Source organism: Streptomyces sp. NRRL F-5650 (assembly GCF_000721365.1).
GTDB classification, from domain to species: Bacteria; Actinomycetota; Actinomycetes; order Streptomycetales; family Streptomycetaceae; genus Streptomyces; species Streptomyces ardesiacus.
Map to the genome: position 1 here is coordinate 161,720 of NZ_JOGV01000016.1, position 16,870 is coordinate 178,589.

Below are 16,870 nucleotides of genomic sequence, written 5' to 3' on the forward strand. Positions count from 1 at the left end.
CACTCCACCTCAGCCCTTCAGGCCGGACGTCGCCATGCCGTCGATCAGGTAGCGCTGGAAGGCCAGGAAGAAGGCGAGGACCGGCAGCAGGGCGACGAGCGACATGGCGATCATGCCGCCGTAGTTCGCCAGGCCCTCCTGGTCCACGAACATCTTCAGGCCGAGGGAGATCGTGTACTTGCTGGGCTCGTTGAGGTAGATCAGCGGGCCCATGAAGTCGTTCCAGGAGTTGATGAAGGTGAAGATCGCGCTGGTGATCAGCGCCGGCCGGCACAGCGGGAGCACGATCGACCAGTAGATTCGGAAGTGCCCGCAGCCGTCCAGGCGGGCCGCCTCGTCCAGTTCCCTGGGCAGGTTGCGCATGAACTGCACCATCAGGAAGACGAAGAACGCCTCGGTGGCCAGGTACTTCCCCAGCAGGAGCGGGGTGTACGTGTTGACCATGTCCAGGTTGCGGAAGAGCACGTACTGCGGGATCAGCAGCACGTGGTAGGGCAGCAGCAGCGTGCCGATCATCAGGGTGAACAGCAGGTTGCGGCCGGCGAACCTGATCTTCGCGAAGGCGTACGCGGTCAGCGAGCAGGACACGACGATGCCGATGACGGAACCGACGGCGAGGAAGAGCGAGTTGACGAAGAAGGTGGAGATCGGGATGTCCGCGATGCCGTCGGCCAGGCTCGTGTAGTTGTCCGTGATCGGGTCGCCCGGGAAGAGGTCCAGGCTGCCGACGATGTCGCCGCTCTCCTTGAAGGAGCCGCCGACGACCCAGAGCACCGGGTAGAGGATCACGGCGAGGATCGCCAGTGACCCGAGGTGCCAGGCGAGCGACCCGGGCAGCCCGCGCCGGAGCGCGGCCGCCCGGCCGGACCGGGGCGGCGGGGCGTCGGTGGCCGGTGGTGTGATGTCGGTGGCCTGCGCGCTCATCGGCCGCCCTCCTCGTAGTGCACCCAGCGCTTCTGGGACCAGAACAGCACCGCGGTGACCAGGGCGACGGCGACCAGCAGCATCCACGCCATGGCGGAGGCCAGGCCCATGCGGCTGTTCTCGAAGCCCTGGACGTACAGGTAGCAGGTGTAGACCATCGTGCCGTCGGCCGGGCCGCAGGCGTTGCCGCCGGCACCGCCGCCGACGATGTAGGCGGAGCTGAAGATCTGGAAGGAGTGGATGGTCTCCAGCAGGACGTTGAAGAAGAGGACCGGGGAGATCATCGGCAGGGTGATGTTCCAGAACTGGCGCAGCTTGCCCGCGCCGTCGACGTCGGCCGCCTCGTACAGCTCGCGCGGCACCTGCTTGAGACCGGCCAGGAAGATGACCATCGGGGCGCCGAACTGCCATACGGTGAGCGCCACCAGGCTGTAGATGATCAGCTCCGGGTCGCCGGTCCAGCCGCCGGCGTCGATCCCGAAGAGCCGCTGGGTGCGGTCGACGACCGCGTCGTCCGAGAAGATGGCCTTCCAGACGATGGCGACGGACACGCTCGCGCCGATCAGCGACGGGGCGTAGAAGGCGGCCCGGTAGAAGGCCTGCCCGCGCCGCTTCTGGGCGAGCAGCAGGGCTACGCCGAGCGCCGCGAGCAGCTTCACCGGCGTGCCGAGCACGACGTACCACAGGGTGACGCGGACCGAGTGCCGCCAGCGCGGGTCGCCGAACATCTCGGAGAAGTTGTCCAGGCCGATCCACCGCGGGGCGTCGAACAGGTTGTAGTCGGTGAAGGCGAAGTACAGGGAAGCGACCATCGGTCCCGCCGTCAGCAGCAGGAATCCGGCGATCCAGGGGGACATGAAGAGGTATCCGGCCAGGTTCTCCCGGCGGCCCCGCCGCTTCGGTCCGGCGGGGTGCGGGGGCTTCACCGGGTCGGGCCGCGGCCCGGAGACCGTCGGGCCCTCCATCGCGGGGGCGTGTGTCACGGCGCTTCTCCTCAGCCGGCGAGAGCCGTCTTCGACTCGGTGAAGAACTGCTTGACGGCCTCCTCGACGGACCGCGAGCCGAGCGCCATCTCCTCCGCGATGCGCAGGAAGGCCGCCTCGCAGATGTCGGCACCGTTCGGGTGCGGAGTGATCTTCTCCAGGACACCGGCCTCGACGAGCGACTCCTCGTAGGCGGCGATGGCCTGGTTGACCGGGTCGGTCGGCTTGTACGCGTCGTACTGGGTCTGGGTCGTGGGGACGCCGCGGTCGTAGCCCATGATCTTGGCGACCTCGGGGTCGTGGACCATGAAGTCGATGAACTGGGCGACTTCCTTGGGGTGCTGGGTGCGCTTGGAGGCGCTGAGCATGAGCGAGCCGAGGTACTGGGCGGTCCGCTTGCCGTCGGTGGTGGGGATCGGCGCGAGCCCGTACTCGCTCTTGCCCTCGGAGGTGTAGCGGACGGTGAAGTTGTCCCAGGTGAACTCGCTGCCGGCGAGTTCGGCGGAGAGCGCGGACTTGGGCTTGATCTGGGCGACCTTCTTGGCGTCGGCGAACAGGCCGGACTTCACCTGCTTCTCGGCCTTGGTCCACCAGGCGGTCAGGTCGGCCTCGGTGAAGCCGAGTCCGTCCTCGGTGAAGAATGCTTTGCCGTTCTGACGCAGGTACAGGTCGTAGAGGTACATGACGCCGTACATGCCGCTGTCGCCGGCCCGGCCGGTCTTGTCCCGGACCTTCGTCATCGCCTCGTCGAAGTCGTCCCACGTCCAGCCCTGTTCGGGCTTGACGCCGGCCCGGGTGTAGACGGGCTTGTCGATGACCAGGGCCATCGAGTTGGAACCGACGGGCACACCGAGGAGTTTGCCGTCGACCTCGCCGAACTTCTCAAGACCCGCGCGGAATCCGTCCATGGACAGGTTTCCCGCCTCGACCTGTCCGCTCAGGTCGAGCAGCACATTCTTGGCGTCGTATTTGCGCAGGAATCCAATGGCATTCTGGAAGACATCCGGTGGATTGCCTCCGGAGGCCTGGGTGTTGAACTTCTTCCAGAAGTCGGTGTACGGCTGGAAGTCGGTCTTGACCTTGATCTTCGGGTACTTCTTCTCGAAGAGCGCGATGGTCTTGTTGATGCGTTCCGCCCGGTCCTCGGCGCCCCACCAGGAGTAACGGATCGTCACCGTCCCGTCCCCCGAGCCGCTGCCGCCGCCGCACGCGGTGGCCGTGGCCCCCAGTCCCGCGACGGCCAGTGAGGCCCCCGCCGCCTTGAGAATCGTGCGCCTCTCCACATTCCCGCCCTGCTGCATACGAGCCTCCCCGCAACGTCGCGTTCGCCTCATGAATCGTTTCAAGTAAGCGCTTGCTGGCACAAGGTACGGAGGGGTCGGGGGCGCGTCAATGATTCCGACAGGAATTGACGGACAGCGGCCGGGACGGAGTTGTCACCCCCCGGGAAGCGGTGGTCGGTCACCGTGGAAAACCCACAGGTCGGCGCGGTGTGACCGACGGGCCGAACACGCGGAGGGCCGTCGGGGGCGCCGCCGCGGAAGGTCACGGTTGGGTGAAGGCGGGCGGACCGGGAAGGCCGCGCACCCGCGGACACCGCACACGAAGGCGGCCCCGCTCACGATCGTGAACGGGGCCGCCTGCTGATCCGGTGGGCGATACTGGGTTCGAACCAGTGACCTCTTCGGTGTGAACGAAGCGCTCTCCCACTGAGCTAATCGCCCGGACGCAGGAAGAACATTACCCCATGTCACAGGCGCCCGTGACCAACGGGGGCCGCGACCGCGCACCCCCGCGGACGATCACTGGTCCTTGATCTTCCAGGGCATCTCGAGGCCGAACTTCCACAGGTAGATCCCGGCCAGCACGGCGATGATCACCACGCCGACCGAGGTCAGGATGATGTTGCGGCGCCGCACCTTCGGATCGAGGGCGCGCTGCGCCGCCTCGGTGACCTTGCGCTTGGTCCAGCGCAGCACCAACTGGGCCCAGACGAACTCGGTCGCCCAGATCGCCATGCCGCCGAAGATCACGACCCAGCCCGGCCCGGGCAGCGGCAGCATGATGATGCCGGTCACCACGACCGCGAGGCCGACGACGAAGACGCCGACCTGCCAGCTCAGGTGCAGCGCACGGCGCGCCTTGACGAATTCCGGCGCTCTGGAGCCGAGCGCCCGCTCGTCCGTGGCCCCGGCCGTGACCTCGTCCGTCCCCGCACGGTCTGCCGTCACGGCCGCCTCGCCGGGCTTGTCACTCCCCGTGTTCATACGGCCAAACACTACCGGAGCGAAAGCTGTCACCGGAATGGGCGTACGACCCGAACGATCTCTCGGCCGGAAGAGTTACGTAAAGGCACGCAAAACACGCAGAGGGGTTTACAACGGCACCGTAGGTGGCATGTCGATTTCGCCGACGTGCGAATCCCCGAGCGCACACTGAGCGAAAGGCCCTGGCGCTTATGAACACCACGGTCAGCTGCGAGCTGCACCTGCGCCTCGTTGTGTCGAGCGAGTCCTCCCTGCCTGTCCCCGCAGGCCTGCGGTACGACACGGCCGACCCCTACGCCGTGCACGCCACCTTCCACACCGGAGCCGAGGAGACCGTCGAGTGGGTGTTCGCCCGCGACCTCCTCGCCGAAGGTCTCCACCGCCCCACCGGAACCGGCGACGTCCGTGTCTGGCCGTCGCGCAGTCACGGCCAGGGCGTCGTGTGCATCGCTCTCAGCTCCCCGGAGGGCGAGGCACTGCTCGAGGCCCCGGCGCGGGCCCTGGAGTCCTTCCTGAAGCGCACAGACGCCGCCGTGCCCCCCGGCACGGAGCACCGGCACTTCGATCTCGATCAGGAGCTCTCGCACATCCTGGCGGAAAGCTAGGGCGGGGCCCCGCGTGAAGCCGCCCGTCGCCGTCGACTCGGGGTGACGGCACGGGCCAGGACAACCGCATACGGCACACACCGGCGTCGTCGCCGCGGTCCTCCGCGGGGGCGCCGCCGCCGCGTGTGTGGCGCGGCGGCGCCGGGCGGGTGGCGCCGCGCGGGTGGCGCCGGGAACGAAGGCGGGCCGGCCGCCGTTGCAGGGGCAGTCTTCGGGGCAATCCACGACCGGGACCGGATCACGGCCGGTTCGCCCGCCGCGCGAGCCACTACCATCGGCCAGCATCGGCGGGGGGCCCCCCCCCCCCCCCCCCCCGGGGGAGTTCGTGGGAACGCACGAGATCAGCGACGTCGGTGTGCTCTCGGACGTCGACCTCACGGCGGTGCGCCGGGTCCGCGGGCGGTTCGCGGCGGTCTTCGCCGCCCCCGACGCACGTACGGCGGCGGGGCTGATCAACGACCTGGTCGCGGCGGCCGGCACCACGCCCCGGCTCACCGACCACGACGGCTACGACTGGCACATCCACTACTTCGCGCCCGGCGCCTCCGTCGCGGACCACCTCACCGCGGACTGCGGGATGGCCCTGGCGTTCTTCGTGGTCGCCGGGGAGCAGGAGCGGCTGCGGCGCTGCGAGGCCCCCGACTGCCGGCGCGCCTTCGTCGACCTCTCCCGGAACCGCTCGCGGCGGTACTGCGACAGCCGCACCTGCGGAAACCGCTTGCACGTGGCCGCCTACCGGGCGCGGCGCAAGGAGGCGGCGGGCTGACCCTCCCGCCTTCGGCCCCGAGGAGGCGAGGACGCGGACGGCGACGCGGCCCCCGGCGGGTGACGCCGGGGAGCGCGGGTACGGCTCACAGCAACAGCAGGTCGTGCAACGAAGCCATGAGCAGCAGACACCCGATCACCGCAAGGAAGATCATGAGCGGTGGCTGGGATAGGGCGAAGAGGCAGCCGCGTGGTTCGTCCTGCGTCCGCGCGGTTTCGCTCTGTCTCGTGTCCGGCTGGGGCTCCAGCCGAGTGGTGTCCGGCATCTCGCCGCGATGATGACGCAACGGGCCTGGTCCGCGCGATCAACACGCCCGCTGAGACCGGGTGTTCGTTGAATGTCGCAAGGTCGGGTCGGATCGTGATCATTCCGGAGCGCGCGCTGTCGGCCTGCGACCGCTGTGTCGTTTCAGTCCCAGGACTCCCACCCCGGGCCGGCGGTCATATCCCGTGCTTCTTGAGGATGGCCTCGATGTCGCTGAAGTCGTCGTCGCCGCCCCGGGATGCCTTGGCGGGCCGGGACGCCGGCTGGGCGGCCGGACGGGCACCCGGGCCGAGCGAGGGCGCGGAGGCCTCCGGCGCCACCGCGTCGCGCTGTGCGGCGGCCCGGGCCGCCCTGCGCTCCTTGCGGGTGCCGCCGCGGCGGCGCTCCACGGCACGTGTCGTCATGAAGAGCACCCAGGCCACGCCCAGCACTCCGAAGCCGGCCCAGGCCACCGGGCTGAAGGCGGTGTCCGCGAGCCACTCGACGACGCCGGTCATCACCAGGCCGATCGGGACCAGCGAGTAGGCGGCGATGCGGGCGGCGGTGAGGAAACGCCTGCGGTACGCGGTGACCGCCGCGATGCCCAAGCCCGCCGCGGACACCGCGGAGCAGACGGTCTCGGCAATCATCCGGTCCTCCAGGCTGGGCTCGATCGGGTGTGAGTACTTCGTCCCTTCCATCCTGCACCGTCCGCCCGCCGTGAGGCCATGCCGCAAGCCGGAGATCAGGGAGATCTCGGGGTCGGCTCGGGGTCGGCTCCTCCGCAGGTGCCGGTGGGTGACGCACGACGCCGGTTGGGGCGGCGCGCCGGGGGCTGGGAGGATGGGTGCCATGAGCGACTCCTCCCCCGCCCGTCCCGCCGCGCCCGTCCTCGACGTCTGGTGCGAGCTCCAGTGCCCCGACTGCCGCACCGCCCTGGACGACCTCCGCGCCCTGCGCGCCCGCTACGGCGACCGCCTGGAGGTGCGGCTGCGGCACTTCCCGCTGGAGAAGCACAAGCACGCCTTCGCCGCCGCGCAGGCCGCCGAGGAAGCCGTCGCCCAGGGCACGGGCTGGCCGTACGTCGAAGCCGTCCTGGGCCGGGTCGCGGAGCTGGACCGCAAGGGCGAGACCGTGCTGGTCGAGGTGGCCCGGGAGCTGGGACTGGACGCCGAGGAGTTCGACACGGCGCTCGTCGACGGCCGGCACATCCTGATCGTCGACGCCGACCAGGCCGAGGGCAAGGCGATCGGCGTGACCGGCACCCCCACGTACGTGATCGGCGGCGAACGCCTGGACGGCGGCAAGAGTCAGGAAGGGCTGCGCGAGCGCGTCGAGGAGATCGCCGACCGGCTGCTCGCGGAGCAGCGGGGCTGAGGGCCGGCCGCCCCCGTCACAGCAGCGGTTTGCTGTAGCTGAACCGCGTCGTCCGGTAGCCGAGCGACTCGTAGAGCCGCTCGGCCGGGGTGTTGCCCGCGAAGACGTTGAGGCCGATGAGCGGGCGGCCGGCGGCGATCGCCCGGGCCTCGGCCAGCAGCATCAGGGTGCGGCCGTGTCCCCGGCCCCGGTGGGCCGCGTCGGCCTCGACGTCGAAGACGAAGGCCCGGTCCTCGCGCAGCGCCAGCCACAGGGTCCCGACCCGCTCCCCCTCGTGTTCCAACACGCTGAACAGCATGTTCTCGGTGTCCATCCCCTGAGGGAGCAACACCTCGTGATCGCGGCGGGACTTGGCGTGCGCGTCGGCCTCGGGCACGCCCCGCTCCATCCAGGTCCGGGCGTAGTGCTCCTTCTCGTACGCCTGCCAGCCGGTGAACTCCTCCGGCGTCATGGACCGGGCCCGGCTGCCCGCGGGCAGGCCGGGCGGGGTGTCGCCGAGCGGCTTGGTCATGGTGCGGTTGCGCAGGACGTAACCGAGCGAGGCCGCGAGGCGTGTGCCCGCCTCGGCGTCACCGTCGACGGCCGCCTCCATCACGCGGCAGCCCCAGCCGCGCGCCACCTCCTCGGCGGCGAGCGCGGCCACCGTGCCGCGGCCGCGCCGGCGGTCCGGCCCGTCGACGCGCAGCTTGTGGATCACGGCCACCGTGTCGCCGAGGTCGCGTGAGGTACCGAGGTGCAGCTCGCCGACGGGGCGGCTGTTCACGCACACCCGGTAGTGGCGCGAACGGGTCCCGTCGGCGGCGCGCTGGAGCGGCTCGGTCGGCCGCAGAGTCGTTGTCATCACGGCAGTTCTACCCACCGCGGACAAGAACGGCAGCCGAATATCGGCGACTTCGCGGGGCGGGTGCGTGGCCCGGGGCCCGGATCAGGGGTCCAGGTCGTCCCCGGAACGCTCCTCGAAGACGCGCATGGCCTTGGCGGTCACCGGGCCGGGAGCGCCCGGCAGCTCACGGTCGTCGACGCGGTGCACCGCCTGGACGTCCCGCAGTGTGGAGGTCAGGAACACCTCGTCGGCGCGGTCCAGGACGTCCAGCGGGAGGTCGGTCTCGCGGGCCCCGGTCCACTCCACCGCGAGGGCCCGGGTGATGCCGGCGAGGCAGCCGGAGGCGACCGGCGGGGTGTGGATCTCGCCGTCGAGGACGACGAAGACGTTGGACCCGGTGCCCTCGCAGAGCTGCCCCACCGTGTTGCCGAACAGGGCCTCGGTGGCGCCCCGTTCACGGGCCCGGGCCAGGGCGACGACGTTCTCGGCGTACGAGGTGGTCTTCAGGCCGGTGAGCGCGCCGCGTTCGTTGCGGGTCCACGGCACGGTGACCACGGCGGTGGAGTCGGGACGGCGGGTGGTCGCGCCGAGGGCGACGACGAGGGTGGTGCCCTGCTCGCCGCGGTCGGAGCCGAGGGGGCCGTGGCCGCCGGTGTAGGTGATGCGCAGCCGGCCGAGCGGCATCGGGTTGGCCTCGAGGACGGCGGCGCAGGCACGGCGCACCTCGTCGAGGTCCGGGTCGGGCAGGCCGAGGCCGCGGGCCGAGCGGGTCAGCCGGTCCAGGTGCCGGGTCAGCGCGAACGGTCTGCCGTCCACCGCCTTCACCGTCTCGAAGATGCCGTCGCCCACGGTCAGCCCGTGGTCGAACACGGAGACGCGGGCGGCCTCGGTGTCCTGCAGTCCGCCGTCGAGCCAGATCTTCACGTCGCCAGCGCCTCTCCACTCACGTTCGCCTCGTACTCTCCCGACGCTACCGCGAGCAGCCGGGAAGCCTTCAGTTCGGTCTCCCGCCACTCGCCCTCCGGGTCGGATCCCCAGGTGATGCCGGCGCCCGTGCCGAAGCGCAGCCGGGCGGTGGGGCCGTCGGCGGTCCGGTCGAGCCAGAAGGTGCGGATGCCGACGGCCAGCTCGCCGGTGCCCCGGTCGGCGTCGACCCAGCCGACGCCCCCGCAGTAGGGCCCCCGGGGCGCGGTCTCCAGCGCGTCGATGATCCGCAGGGCGCTCGCCTTGGGCGCGCCGGTGACGGAACCGGGCGGGAAGGCGGCGGCCAGCAGCTCCGGCCAGCCGGCGTCCGTCCGCAGCTCGCCGCGCACCGTGGACACCAGGTGGACGAGGCCGGGGTGCTTCTCCACGGCGCACAGGTCGGGCACCGAGACCGTGCCCGTGGCGCAGACCCGCCCCAGGTCGTTGCGGACCAGGTCCACGATCATGACGTTCTCGGCGTGGTCCTTCTCCAGCAGGTCGGCCTCGGTCCGCCCGGTGCCCTTGATCGGGCCGGACTCGACCGTGCCGCCGTCCCGGCGCAGGAACAGCTCGGGCGAGGCGGTGGCGATCTCGACGCCGTGCCCGGGCAGCCGGATCGTTCCGGCGTACGGCGCCGGGTTTCCGCGTGCCAGCAGGGCGGTGAGGGCGTCCACGTCGGCGCCGGGCCCGACCGGCGCCGACAGCACCCGGCAGAGGTTGGCCTGGTAGACCTCGCCGGCTGCTATGTGCGCGCGGATGCGCCGTACGCCCTCCGTGTACGCGGCGCGGTCGAGGGAGGACGCCCAGTCGCCGACGGCCGGGCCGCGCCACGCTCCGGGTGTGGGCGCGGGCACCGGTTCGGTGCGTACGTCGGCGAAGCGTGCGCAGGTCAGGCGGCCTTCGAAGTCCGCGCAGACGGCCCAGAACCCCTCGGATTCGAGGGCGGCGGGGTCGCTCGTGACGTCGAGGAGACCGGTGGCGACACGGTCACCGAAGCGGGCGAGGGGAGGGAGGTCGAGCACGCCGCCGAGTCTAGGCGGGTGGCTCCCAGGTGACCCGAACGTGTCCTTCCGGGTGCCCTGACCAGGTCCGGGGGCGGGCGCACCGCAGCACGCTGCACAAACGCGTTTTTGTACTGGCCCCGGAATCCGCTAGAGTTCATCACGTCGCCGGGCCGCGCAAGCGGACCGAACCGACAGGCGGACGTAGCTCAGTTGGTAGAGCGCAACCTTGCCAAGGTTGAGGTCGCGAGTTCGAGCCTCGTCGTCCGCTCGCAGGAACAGGGGGCCTCCCGGGTCTCCTACACTCCTGGTGGAGTGGCCGAGAGGCGAGGCAACGGCCTGCAAAGCCGTCTACACGGGTTCAAATCCCGTCTCCACCTCCAAGGACGATTAGCTCAGCGGGAGAGCGCTTCCCTGACACGGAAGAGGTCACTGGTTCAATCCCAGTATCGTCCACTGATCCGCAAGGATCTCCGGTCCGCAAGGATCCCCGCGCGATTAGCTCAGCGGGAGAGCGCTTCCCTGACACGGAAGAGGTCACTGGTTCAATCCCAGTATCGCGCACGCAGTACCGCACCTGGTGCTTCCAGGACGATTAGCTCAGCGGGAGAGCGCTTCCCTGACACGGAAGAGGTCACTGGTTCAATCCCAGTATCGTCCACACCCACCGAAGCCCCCGGCCGTCTCGCACGGCCGGGGGCTTCGTCGTGAGCCGGTCAGCTGGAGAAGAGCATCCGTCCGAAGCTCTTGTGGCGGTGGTGGCCGTAGTGGCCGTGGCCGCCGTGCGGGGCGCCCCATGCCGGAGCCGGGGCCGCCGGGTAGGCCTGCGGCGCGGCGGGCGGCGGCGGTGGAGCGGGCTGGGACCACTGGGCCTCCAGGCGGGTCAGCGACTCCAGCTCGCCGTAGTCGAGGAAGATGCCGCGGCAGCCGCTGCACTGCTCGATCTGAACGCCGTTGCGGTTGTAGGTGTGCATCGGTGCGTGACACTTGGGGCACTGCATGCTCGGCTCAACTCCTCGCCGGTCGGTCCTGCTTCGCGTCTCGCCAGGACAGACTCTGTCCCGCCGCGGGTCGGTTGCACCCTACTGCGGGGAACCTGGCCTCAACCCCGTGGGTCAGCGGGCCGGACGGCCGCCATGCGCGTGCAGGCGTCGACGAGGGAACACTCCACCTCGTCCAGCGGCCGGTCCGCCAGGACCGCCTTGGTGACGGCCCTGGCCGCGGTCTGCGCGGTGAGGGCGCGGGCCGGGACGTCCAGGGCGGGCCAGGGGTCGCCGGCGGCGGGGACGGCGGGGCCGCCGGCCGCGCGGTAGGCGGTCAGGAAGCGGTGCCACTCCTCGGGCGGGAGCAGCCCGCAGGCGTACCAGGCGGCCGGGCGGGCCAGGTCCCAGGCCGGGACGCCGGTGCCGAGGTCGTCGACGTCGATCAGCAGCCAGGGGCCGTCGGGGGCGGGGTGGCGTACGAGCTGGCCGAGGTGGAGGTCGCCGTGGCAGAGGGTGGTCGTGTCCGGCGGGGCGGCCGCGCCGCGCGCCCAGGCGGGGAGCGCGGACCAGGCCCGCAGCACGGGGGCGGTGCCGGGGTGGCCGGGGGCGGTGTCGTGGAGGCGGGCGACGGCCAGGGCCGCCTTCGCGGGGCCGCGCATGACGGGTACGGCGGTCGGCGCCGGCGCGCGATGGAGGCGGGCGAGGAGGGTGGCCGCGGCCTCCCACGGTGCCGCGTCCGGGTCGTCGGGGTCCACGGGCGTGCCGTGGGGCCAGTAGGTGACGAGCCTCCCGTGCAGGACGGCGGGGGCCGGGGCGAGCGGGGGCAGGAGTATGCCGGGCAGGCGGGATGCGGCGGTGACACGGAGGGCGAGTTCGGCGGGGTCGGCGTCCGCGGCGTGGGCCTTGGCGACGGTGCCGGCGTGCCGGACGACGGTGGCGTCGGGGCGGTCGGCGAGGGTGGCCGCACCGCAGGGGCAGTCCGGGCTCAGGGCGTGGGCCGTCTCCCTGGCGCGGGCTTCAAGGGCGGGGAGGAGAGCGGGGGCGTCCGTGGTCACGCGGGTGAGGGTACGCAGGGCCCGGTGGCGCCGGTTCCTCGGCCGGTGCGGTGCCGGACGGGGCGGGCCGGAACAGGGAGGGAGGAACGGGGAGGGAGGAACCGGGCGGTGTGAGACAGGGAGGGGCGAGAGGGAGGGGGAAATGCAATGCCGGCGCAGCTCCCCAGCTGCGCCGGCATTTTGCCGTCCGCCGCACCCCCGTCCCCACGGGGTTTCATGGATGGGTGTCCCCGCCCGGACCGCTCTTCCGGGCCTGGGGTCGCCGCTCAGCGCCCCAGCACCACACCCACGGACGACGCCTGTGTGGCCACTGTCTCCCACCCGTCGAAGACGAGGAGGAGCAGGACCGCCAGGGGCAGGGCCATGAGCGTCGCCACCGCGGGGTGGCGACGGCCCTGACGGCGGCTCTGCCTGCTGCGGACCAGCGTCCGCGGAACCGTCTGGGCCATGGTCCCTCTCCTGACCGTTCGTTGTTTCGGTCTCGTGTCTGGTGTCTCGTTGCAGCGGCGGGTGTCCGAACCTCGGGGGACGAGTACCGCACCCGCCGCTTGACCTCAAATCTAGGCGCCGGGCGATCGTCCGACGTCATGCCCTCGTACCGAATGCCGGGCCTCCCGGAGGATGAGCCACGACCTGCCGCGTACTCCCCTGGGTGGAGACCGGCCAGCGGGTCTCGGGGTCTTCCCGGACGGGGTGCCCACCGTGTCCGGGTATCTCCGTGGTGTCCGGTGACTTCGCTCACTTCGGCCGTCTTCCCGTACGCCTCCGCCGCCGCCCCCGGTCCCGCTCCGTCCGCCCCCGCGCGTCGGCCGTACGGCGTCGTGCCGCCCCGCTCGCCCGCTCTCTCCCCCTCCCTCTTGCCCGTGCCAATCCCCCGGCCGCGGCGGCGGGTTGGGATCACGGGCGGTGCGCGGCGGGTGCGGACCGGCGTTCGCTGACCCCGCCTCAACTCTCGCGCCGGGCACTGACAATCCGTTGTCCCGAGAGGGCGCGGCCTCTGCGCGCGGGCGGCCGTGGAAACGTAAGCTGTGGCACGTCAAAGGGACCGGGCAGCGGGGATGAACATGGCGATGATGCGCCTGAGGCGCGAGGACCCGCGCGTCGTCGGCTCGTTCAGGCTTCACAGGCGGCTCGGCGCGGGTGGGATGGGCGTGGTCTACCTGGGCTCCGACAAGAAGGGGCAGCGGGTCGCGCTGAAGGTGATCCGGCCTGACCTGGCCGAGGACCAGGAGTTCCGGTCGCGGTTCGCCCGCGAGGTGTCGGCGGCCCGGCGCATCCGGGGCGGCTGCACCGCGCGGCTGGTCGCCGCGGACCTGGAGGCGGACCGTCCCTGGTTCGCCACGCAGTACGTGCCCGGCCCTTCCCTGCACGACAAGGTCGTCGACGGCGGCCCGCTCGTCGCGGCCGATGTCGCGGCCGTGGGCGCCGCGCTGTCCGAGGGCCTGGTCGCCGTGCACGAGGCCGGGGTGGTGCACCGGGACCTGAAGCCGTCCAACATCCTGCTGTCCCCGAAGGGGCCGCGGATCATCGACTTCGGCATCGCCTGGGCCACCGGCGCCTCCACGCTCACGCACGTCGGCACCGCGGTCGGCTCCCCCGGGTTCCTCGCTCCGGAGCAGGTGCGCGGGGCGGCGGTCACTCCGGCGACGGACGTGTTCTCGCTCGGCGCCACGCTGGCGTACGCCTCGATGGGCGACTCGCCCTTCGGGCACGGCAGTTCCGAGGTGATGCTCTACCGCGTGGTGCACGAGGAGGCCATGCTGCACGGCGTCCCGGACGCGCTCGCCCCTCTGGTGCGGGCGTGTCTGGCCAAGGACCCCGAGGAACGCCCCAGCACACTGCAACTGTCGCTGCGGCTCAAGGAGATCGCCGCCCGGGAGGCCCAGGGCATGGCCGACGTACGGCCGCCCGCGCCGCGTGCCGGGGAGGCGGACGTGCCCACGGGCCGGCTCGCCGACACTTACCCGGAGCGCGCCCAGCGGCGTCCGCAGGGCCGGGCGGGTGCGCAGGGCACTCCGGCACCGCGCGGCACGTCGGGGTCGCGGGGGTCCGCGTCCCGGGGTTCCGTGCCGTCGCGCGGTGGGGCGCCCTCGCGCGGCGGTGGGGCCCCGCGCGGTGGCGCGCCGTCGCGGGGCGGTGCTTCGGGGGCGCGGTCCGGGTCCAGGTCCGCTCACCCCTCCCGCGACACGACCGGCCGGAACGGCTCGCGCCACGACGGTGGCCGTCCCGCACCCCGCAGCGGGGCCGGCCGTACGGCGCCGCGGACGACGGGGACCGGCTGGCGGCGGCCCGCCAATCCGCGGCTGCTGCGCCAGCGCCTGTTCGTGTTCGTGGTGGTGACGCTGCTGGTCGCGCTGGGCATCGCCGCCGCACAGGGCTGTCAGGGACCCTCGCGCGGGCTCGGCGACGACCGGGGCGGCGTGCGGGCGGCCCAGCAGGAGCGGACGGATGCTCCGCCCGGCGGCCTTCCGGAGCAGCGGGCGTCCCGGCTCTGAGACCACGGACGGTTCACGACCGGCAGACGGACCCGGCTCCGAGACCACGGACGGTTCACGACCGGCAGACGGACCCGGCTCCGAGACCACGGACGGTTCACAGCCGGCGGGCGGACCCGGCTCGGGTCGCCCGACGGTCTACGCCGGAGGGCGTCCCGCCGTCACCGCGTAGAAGGCGACCGCGGCCGCCGCGCCCACGTTCAGGGAGTCGACGCCGTGGGACATCGGGATGCGCACCCACGTGTCGGACGCCTCCAGGGCCCGCCGCGACAGGCCGCTGCCCTCGGCGCCCAGCATGAGGGCGGCCCGGTCCATGCGGTGCGGGGCGACCGCGTCGAGGGGTTCGGCCCGCTCGTCGGGGGTGAGGGCGAGGAGCCTGAAGCCCGCCTCGCGGACCTCCCGCAGGCCGGCCGGCCAGACGTCGAGGCGGGCGTACGGCACGGAGAAGACCGCGCCCATCGAGACCTTGACGCTGCGTCGGTAGAGCGGATCCGCGCAGTCCGGGGAGAGCAGGACCGCGTCCATGCCGAGGGCTGCGGCGGAGCGGAAGATCGCGCCGATGTTGGTGTGGTCGTTGACGGACTCCATGACGACGACCCGACGGGCGGCCGTCAGGAGACCGGCCGCCGTGGGCAGCGGCTTGCGCCGCATCGAGGCGAGGGCGCCGCGGTGCACGTGGTAGCCGGTGACCTGCTCGGCGAGCGCCGGATCGACGACGTACACCGGGGCCGGGGCGGCGTCGATGACGTCGCGCATGGTGTCGACCCACTTGGCGGACAGCAGCATCGAGCGCATCGAGTAGCCCGCCTCACCGGCCCGCCGGATCACCTTCTCGCCCTCGGCGATGAAGAGGCCCTCGGCGGGTTCCCGGCGGCGGCGCAGCTCGACGTCGGTCAGGCCCGTGTAGTCGTACAGGCGCGGGTCGTCGGGGTCGTCGATCGTGATGAGGCCGGCCACGTCAGACCGTCCCGTGCGGGCCCACGGCGACGACCGCGCCGACGACGATGACGGCGGGCGGCCTGACCTCCTCGGCGACGACCACTTCGGCGACGGTGGCGAGGGTGGCGTCCACCCGGCGCTGGGCGGCCGTCGTGCCCTCCTGGACGAGGGCGACCGGGGTGTCGGGGGACTTGCCGTGCGCGACCAGGGTCTCGGCGATCCGGCCGATCTTGTCGACGCCCATGAGGATCACGAGTGTCCCGGTCAGCCTGGCCAGGGAAGGCCAGTCGACCAGGGAGCGCTCGTCGTCGGGGGCTACGTGCCCGCTGACCACGGTGAACTCGTGGGCGACACCCCGGTGGGTGACCGGGATGCCGGCCGCGCCGGGAACCGAGACCGAGCTGGAGATGCCGGGGACCACGGTGCACGCGATGCCCGCCTCGGCCAGCGCCTGCGCCTCCTCCATGCCCCGCCCGAAGACGAACGGGTCGCCGCCCTTCAGCCGTACGACCGACTTGCCCTGCTTGGCGTGTTCGATCAGCGCGTTGTTGATGGCCTCCTGGGCCATGAAACGGCCGTACGGGATCTTCGCCGCGTCGATGACCTCGACGTGCGGCGGCAGTTCGGCTAGCAGGTCGCGGGGGCCGAGCCGGTCGGCGATGACGACGTCGGCCTCGGCCAGCAGGCGGCGGCCGCGGACGGTGATGAGGTCCGGGTCGCCGGGGCCGCCGCCGACCAGGGCGACGCCGGGGGTGCGGGTGCGCCGGTGCGGGGCGACGAGGGTGCCGTCGCGCAGGCCCTCCACCACCGCGTCGCGGACGGCGGCGGTGTGGCGGGGGTCGCGCCGGCGGGCGTCGGTGGTGAGCACGGCGACGGTGACGCCCTCGCTGTGTCCGGTCGCCGGGGTCCACGCCGTGGCGCGGTCGGCGTCGTCGGAGCGGACGCACCAGACGCGGTGCCGCTCGGCCTCGGCGGAGGCGGCGTTGTTGGCGGCGGTGTCGCCGGTGGCGATCAGGGCGTACCAGGCGTCGGCGAGGTCCCCTTCCGCGTAGGGACGCCGTTCCCATGCGATCTCGCCCGCGTCCGCCATGGCCTCGACGGACGGGGTCGCCGCCGGGGAGACGAGGCGGATGTCGGCGCCGGCCGCGATGAGGGCGGGCAGGCGGCGCTGGGCGACCTGCCCGCCGCCGAGGACGACCACGCGACGGCCGGTGAGGCGGAGGCCTACGGGGTAGGCGGGGTGTTCGGCCATGAGGGGACGGCTCCTCTTGCGGCGGTGGCGCTGACGTGCGGATTTTACGGCGGGGTGGCCCGTGGGGGCCCGGACGGTCCGGTGGGTGGACCACTGGTCCGGTCGGTGGACGGACGCCGGGTGGGACTGCGGGCGGGGACTGCGGGTGGGTTCTGCGGTACTGCGGGTTGCGGGTGGGTACCGCGGTACTGCGG

General features: G+C 72.3%; 17 protein-coding genes, 6 tRNA genes and 1 pseudogene. 9 read left to right on the forward strand and 15 right to left on the reverse strand.

Features of this window, described 5'->3' with window-relative positions:
* Nucleotides 1-9: 9 nt before the first annotated feature.
* From IG88_RS0117100 to IG88_RS0117120, 5 genes are all read right to left on the reverse strand, one after another.
* Nucleotides 10-924, reverse strand: coding sequence for a carbohydrate ABC transporter permease (locus tag IG88_RS0117100; RefSeq protein ID WP_031041365.1), 915 nt, complete (start codon nucleotides 922-924; stop codon nucleotides 10-12).
* The gene (locus tag IG88_RS0117105) at nucleotides 921-1,889 is read right to left on the reverse strand and encodes a carbohydrate ABC transporter permease (RefSeq protein WP_031041368.1); all 969 of its coding nucleotides are present in this window, start codon (nucleotides 1,887-1,889) and stop codon (nucleotides 921-923) included. Before IG88_RS0117105 ends, IG88_RS0117100 begins: the two co-directional genes overlap by 4 nt.
* A gap of 29 nt (nucleotides 1,890-1,918) precedes the next feature.
* Entirely contained in the window at nucleotides 1,919-3,208 is a 1,290-nt protein-coding gene (locus IG88_RS0117110; protein ID WP_031041370.1) for an ABC transporter substrate-binding protein, read from the reverse strand.
* Nucleotides 3,209-3,559: 351 nt separating this feature from the next.
* Nucleotides 3,560-3,631 (reverse strand) — tRNA-Val (locus IG88_RS0117115).
* Nucleotides 3,632-3,709: 78 nt separating this feature from the next.
* Nucleotides 3,710-4,174: a TIGR02611 family protein gene (locus IG88_RS0117120; protein ID WP_031041373.1), complete on the reverse strand. Its 465-nt coding sequence runs from the start codon at nucleotides 4,172-4,174 to the stop codon at nucleotides 3,710-3,712.
* Nucleotides 4,175-4,365: 191 nt separating this feature from the next.
* On the opposite strand from IG88_RS0117120, the gene IG88_RS0117125 reads away from it, so the two are divergent.
* Together IG88_RS0117125 and IG88_RS0117130 are read left to right on the forward strand one after the other, a co-directional pair.
* Nucleotides 4,366-4,779 (forward strand): SsgA family sporulation/cell division regulator, encoded by a 414-nt coding sequence (locus IG88_RS0117125; protein ID WP_004002642.1) that lies wholly within the window; start codon nucleotides 4,366-4,368, stop codon nucleotides 4,777-4,779.
* 322 nt (nucleotides 4,780-5,101) lie between these two features.
* A pseudogene (locus IG88_RS0117130) lies at nucleotides 5,102-5,545 on the forward strand (CGNR zinc finger domain-containing protein); the annotation flags it as partial.
* Nucleotides 5,546-5,630: 85 nt separating this feature from the next.
* On the opposite strand, the gene IG88_RS0117135 reads toward IG88_RS0117130, so the two are convergent.
* Both IG88_RS0117135 and IG88_RS0117140 read right to left on the reverse strand, forming a co-directional pair.
* A complete protein-coding gene (locus IG88_RS0117135) occupies nucleotides 5,631-5,810 on the reverse strand; it encodes a hypothetical protein (RefSeq protein WP_030399110.1) in 180 nt (59 codons plus the stop codon).
* Between the two features lie 175 nt (nucleotides 5,811-5,985).
* Nucleotides 5,986-6,438, reverse strand: a complete 453-nt coding sequence (locus IG88_RS0117140) for a hypothetical protein (RefSeq protein ID WP_031041379.1) — start codon at nucleotides 6,436-6,438, stop codon at nucleotides 5,986-5,988.
* Nucleotides 6,439-6,640: 202 nt separating this feature from the next.
* On the opposite strand from IG88_RS0117140, the gene IG88_RS0117145 reads away from it, so the two are divergent.
* Nucleotides 6,641-7,165: a DsbA family protein gene (locus IG88_RS0117145; protein WP_031041384.1), complete on the forward strand. Its 525-nt coding sequence runs from the start codon at nucleotides 6,641-6,643 to the stop codon at nucleotides 7,163-7,165.
* Nucleotides 7,166-7,181: 16 nt separating this feature from the next.
* Here IG88_RS0117145 and IG88_RS0117150 read toward each other — a convergent pair whose 3' ends face one another.
* From IG88_RS0117150 to IG88_RS0117160, 3 genes are all read right to left on the reverse strand, one after another.
* Complete coding sequence (locus tag IG88_RS0117150; RefSeq protein WP_031041387.1) at nucleotides 7,182-8,006, reverse strand: GNAT family N-acetyltransferase; 825 nt, start codon at nucleotides 8,004-8,006, stop codon at nucleotides 7,182-7,184.
* An 84-nt stretch (nucleotides 8,007-8,090) separates the two neighbouring features.
* Nucleotides 8,091-8,912 (reverse strand): aminotransferase class IV, encoded by an 822-nt coding sequence (locus IG88_RS0117155; RefSeq protein ID WP_031041390.1) that lies wholly within the window; start codon nucleotides 8,910-8,912, stop codon nucleotides 8,091-8,093.
* Nucleotides 8,909-9,973: a chorismate-binding protein gene (locus IG88_RS0117160; RefSeq protein WP_031041392.1), complete on the reverse strand. Its 1,065-nt coding sequence runs from the start codon at nucleotides 9,971-9,973 to the stop codon at nucleotides 8,909-8,911. Before IG88_RS0117160 ends, IG88_RS0117155 begins: the two co-directional genes overlap by 4 nt.
* 177 nt (nucleotides 9,974-10,150) lie before the next feature.
* On the opposite strand from IG88_RS0117160, the gene IG88_RS0117165 reads away from it, so the two are divergent.
* From IG88_RS0117165 to IG88_RS0117185, 5 genes are all read left to right on the forward strand, one after another.
* A tRNA-Gly gene (locus IG88_RS0117165) sits at nucleotides 10,151-10,223 on the forward strand.
* Between the two features lie 38 nt (nucleotides 10,224-10,261).
* A tRNA-Cys gene (locus IG88_RS0117170) sits at nucleotides 10,262-10,335 on the forward strand.
* A gap of 1 nt (nucleotide 10,336) precedes the next feature.
* Nucleotides 10,337-10,408, forward strand: a tRNA-Val gene (locus IG88_RS0117175).
* Nucleotides 10,409-10,444: 36 nt separating this feature from the next.
* A tRNA-Val gene (locus IG88_RS0117180) sits at nucleotides 10,445-10,516 on the forward strand.
* A 25-nt stretch (nucleotides 10,517-10,541) separates the two neighbouring features.
* Nucleotides 10,542-10,613: transfer RNA gene (locus tag IG88_RS0117185), tRNA-Val, on the forward strand.
* Nucleotides 10,614-10,668: 55 nt separating this feature from the next.
* Here IG88_RS0117185 and IG88_RS0117190 read toward each other — a convergent pair.
* From IG88_RS0117190 to IG88_RS0117200, 3 genes are all read right to left on the reverse strand, one after another.
* On the reverse strand, nucleotides 10,669-10,953 hold the full coding sequence (locus IG88_RS0117190; protein WP_031041394.1) for a zf-TFIIB domain-containing protein: 285 nt from the start codon (nucleotides 10,951-10,953) through the stop codon (nucleotides 10,669-10,671).
* Between the two features lie 101 nt (nucleotides 10,954-11,054).
* Entirely contained in the window at nucleotides 11,055-11,990 is a 936-nt protein-coding gene (locus tag IG88_RS0117195) for a phosphotransferase family protein (RefSeq protein WP_031041397.1), read from the reverse strand.
* 266 nt (nucleotides 11,991-12,256) lie between these two features.
* A complete protein-coding gene (locus IG88_RS0117200; RefSeq protein ID WP_031041398.1) occupies nucleotides 12,257-12,439 on the reverse strand; it encodes a hypothetical protein in 183 nt (60 codons plus the stop codon).
* 609 nt (nucleotides 12,440-13,048) lie between these two features.
* On the opposite strand from IG88_RS0117200, the gene IG88_RS0117205 reads away from it, so the two are divergent.
* Nucleotides 13,049-14,485, forward strand: coding sequence for a serine/threonine-protein kinase (locus IG88_RS0117205; RefSeq protein ID WP_037836071.1), 1,437 nt, complete (start codon nucleotides 13,049-13,051; stop codon nucleotides 14,483-14,485).
* Nucleotides 14,486-14,623: 138 nt separating this feature from the next.
* Here the strand turns inward: IG88_RS0117205 and IG88_RS0117210 are convergent, their stop codons facing one another.
* Nucleotides 14,624-15,442, reverse strand: a complete 819-nt coding sequence (locus IG88_RS0117210; protein WP_031041403.1) for a TrmH family RNA methyltransferase — start codon at nucleotides 15,440-15,442, stop codon at nucleotides 14,624-14,626.
* A gap of 1 nt (nucleotide 15,443) precedes the next feature.
* Nucleotides 15,444-16,676: a uroporphyrinogen-III C-methyltransferase gene (cobA, locus tag IG88_RS0117215; protein WP_031041406.1), complete on the reverse strand. Its 1,233-nt coding sequence runs from the start codon at nucleotides 16,674-16,676 to the stop codon at nucleotides 15,444-15,446.
* Between the last annotated feature and the right edge of the window lie 194 nt (nucleotides 16,677-16,870).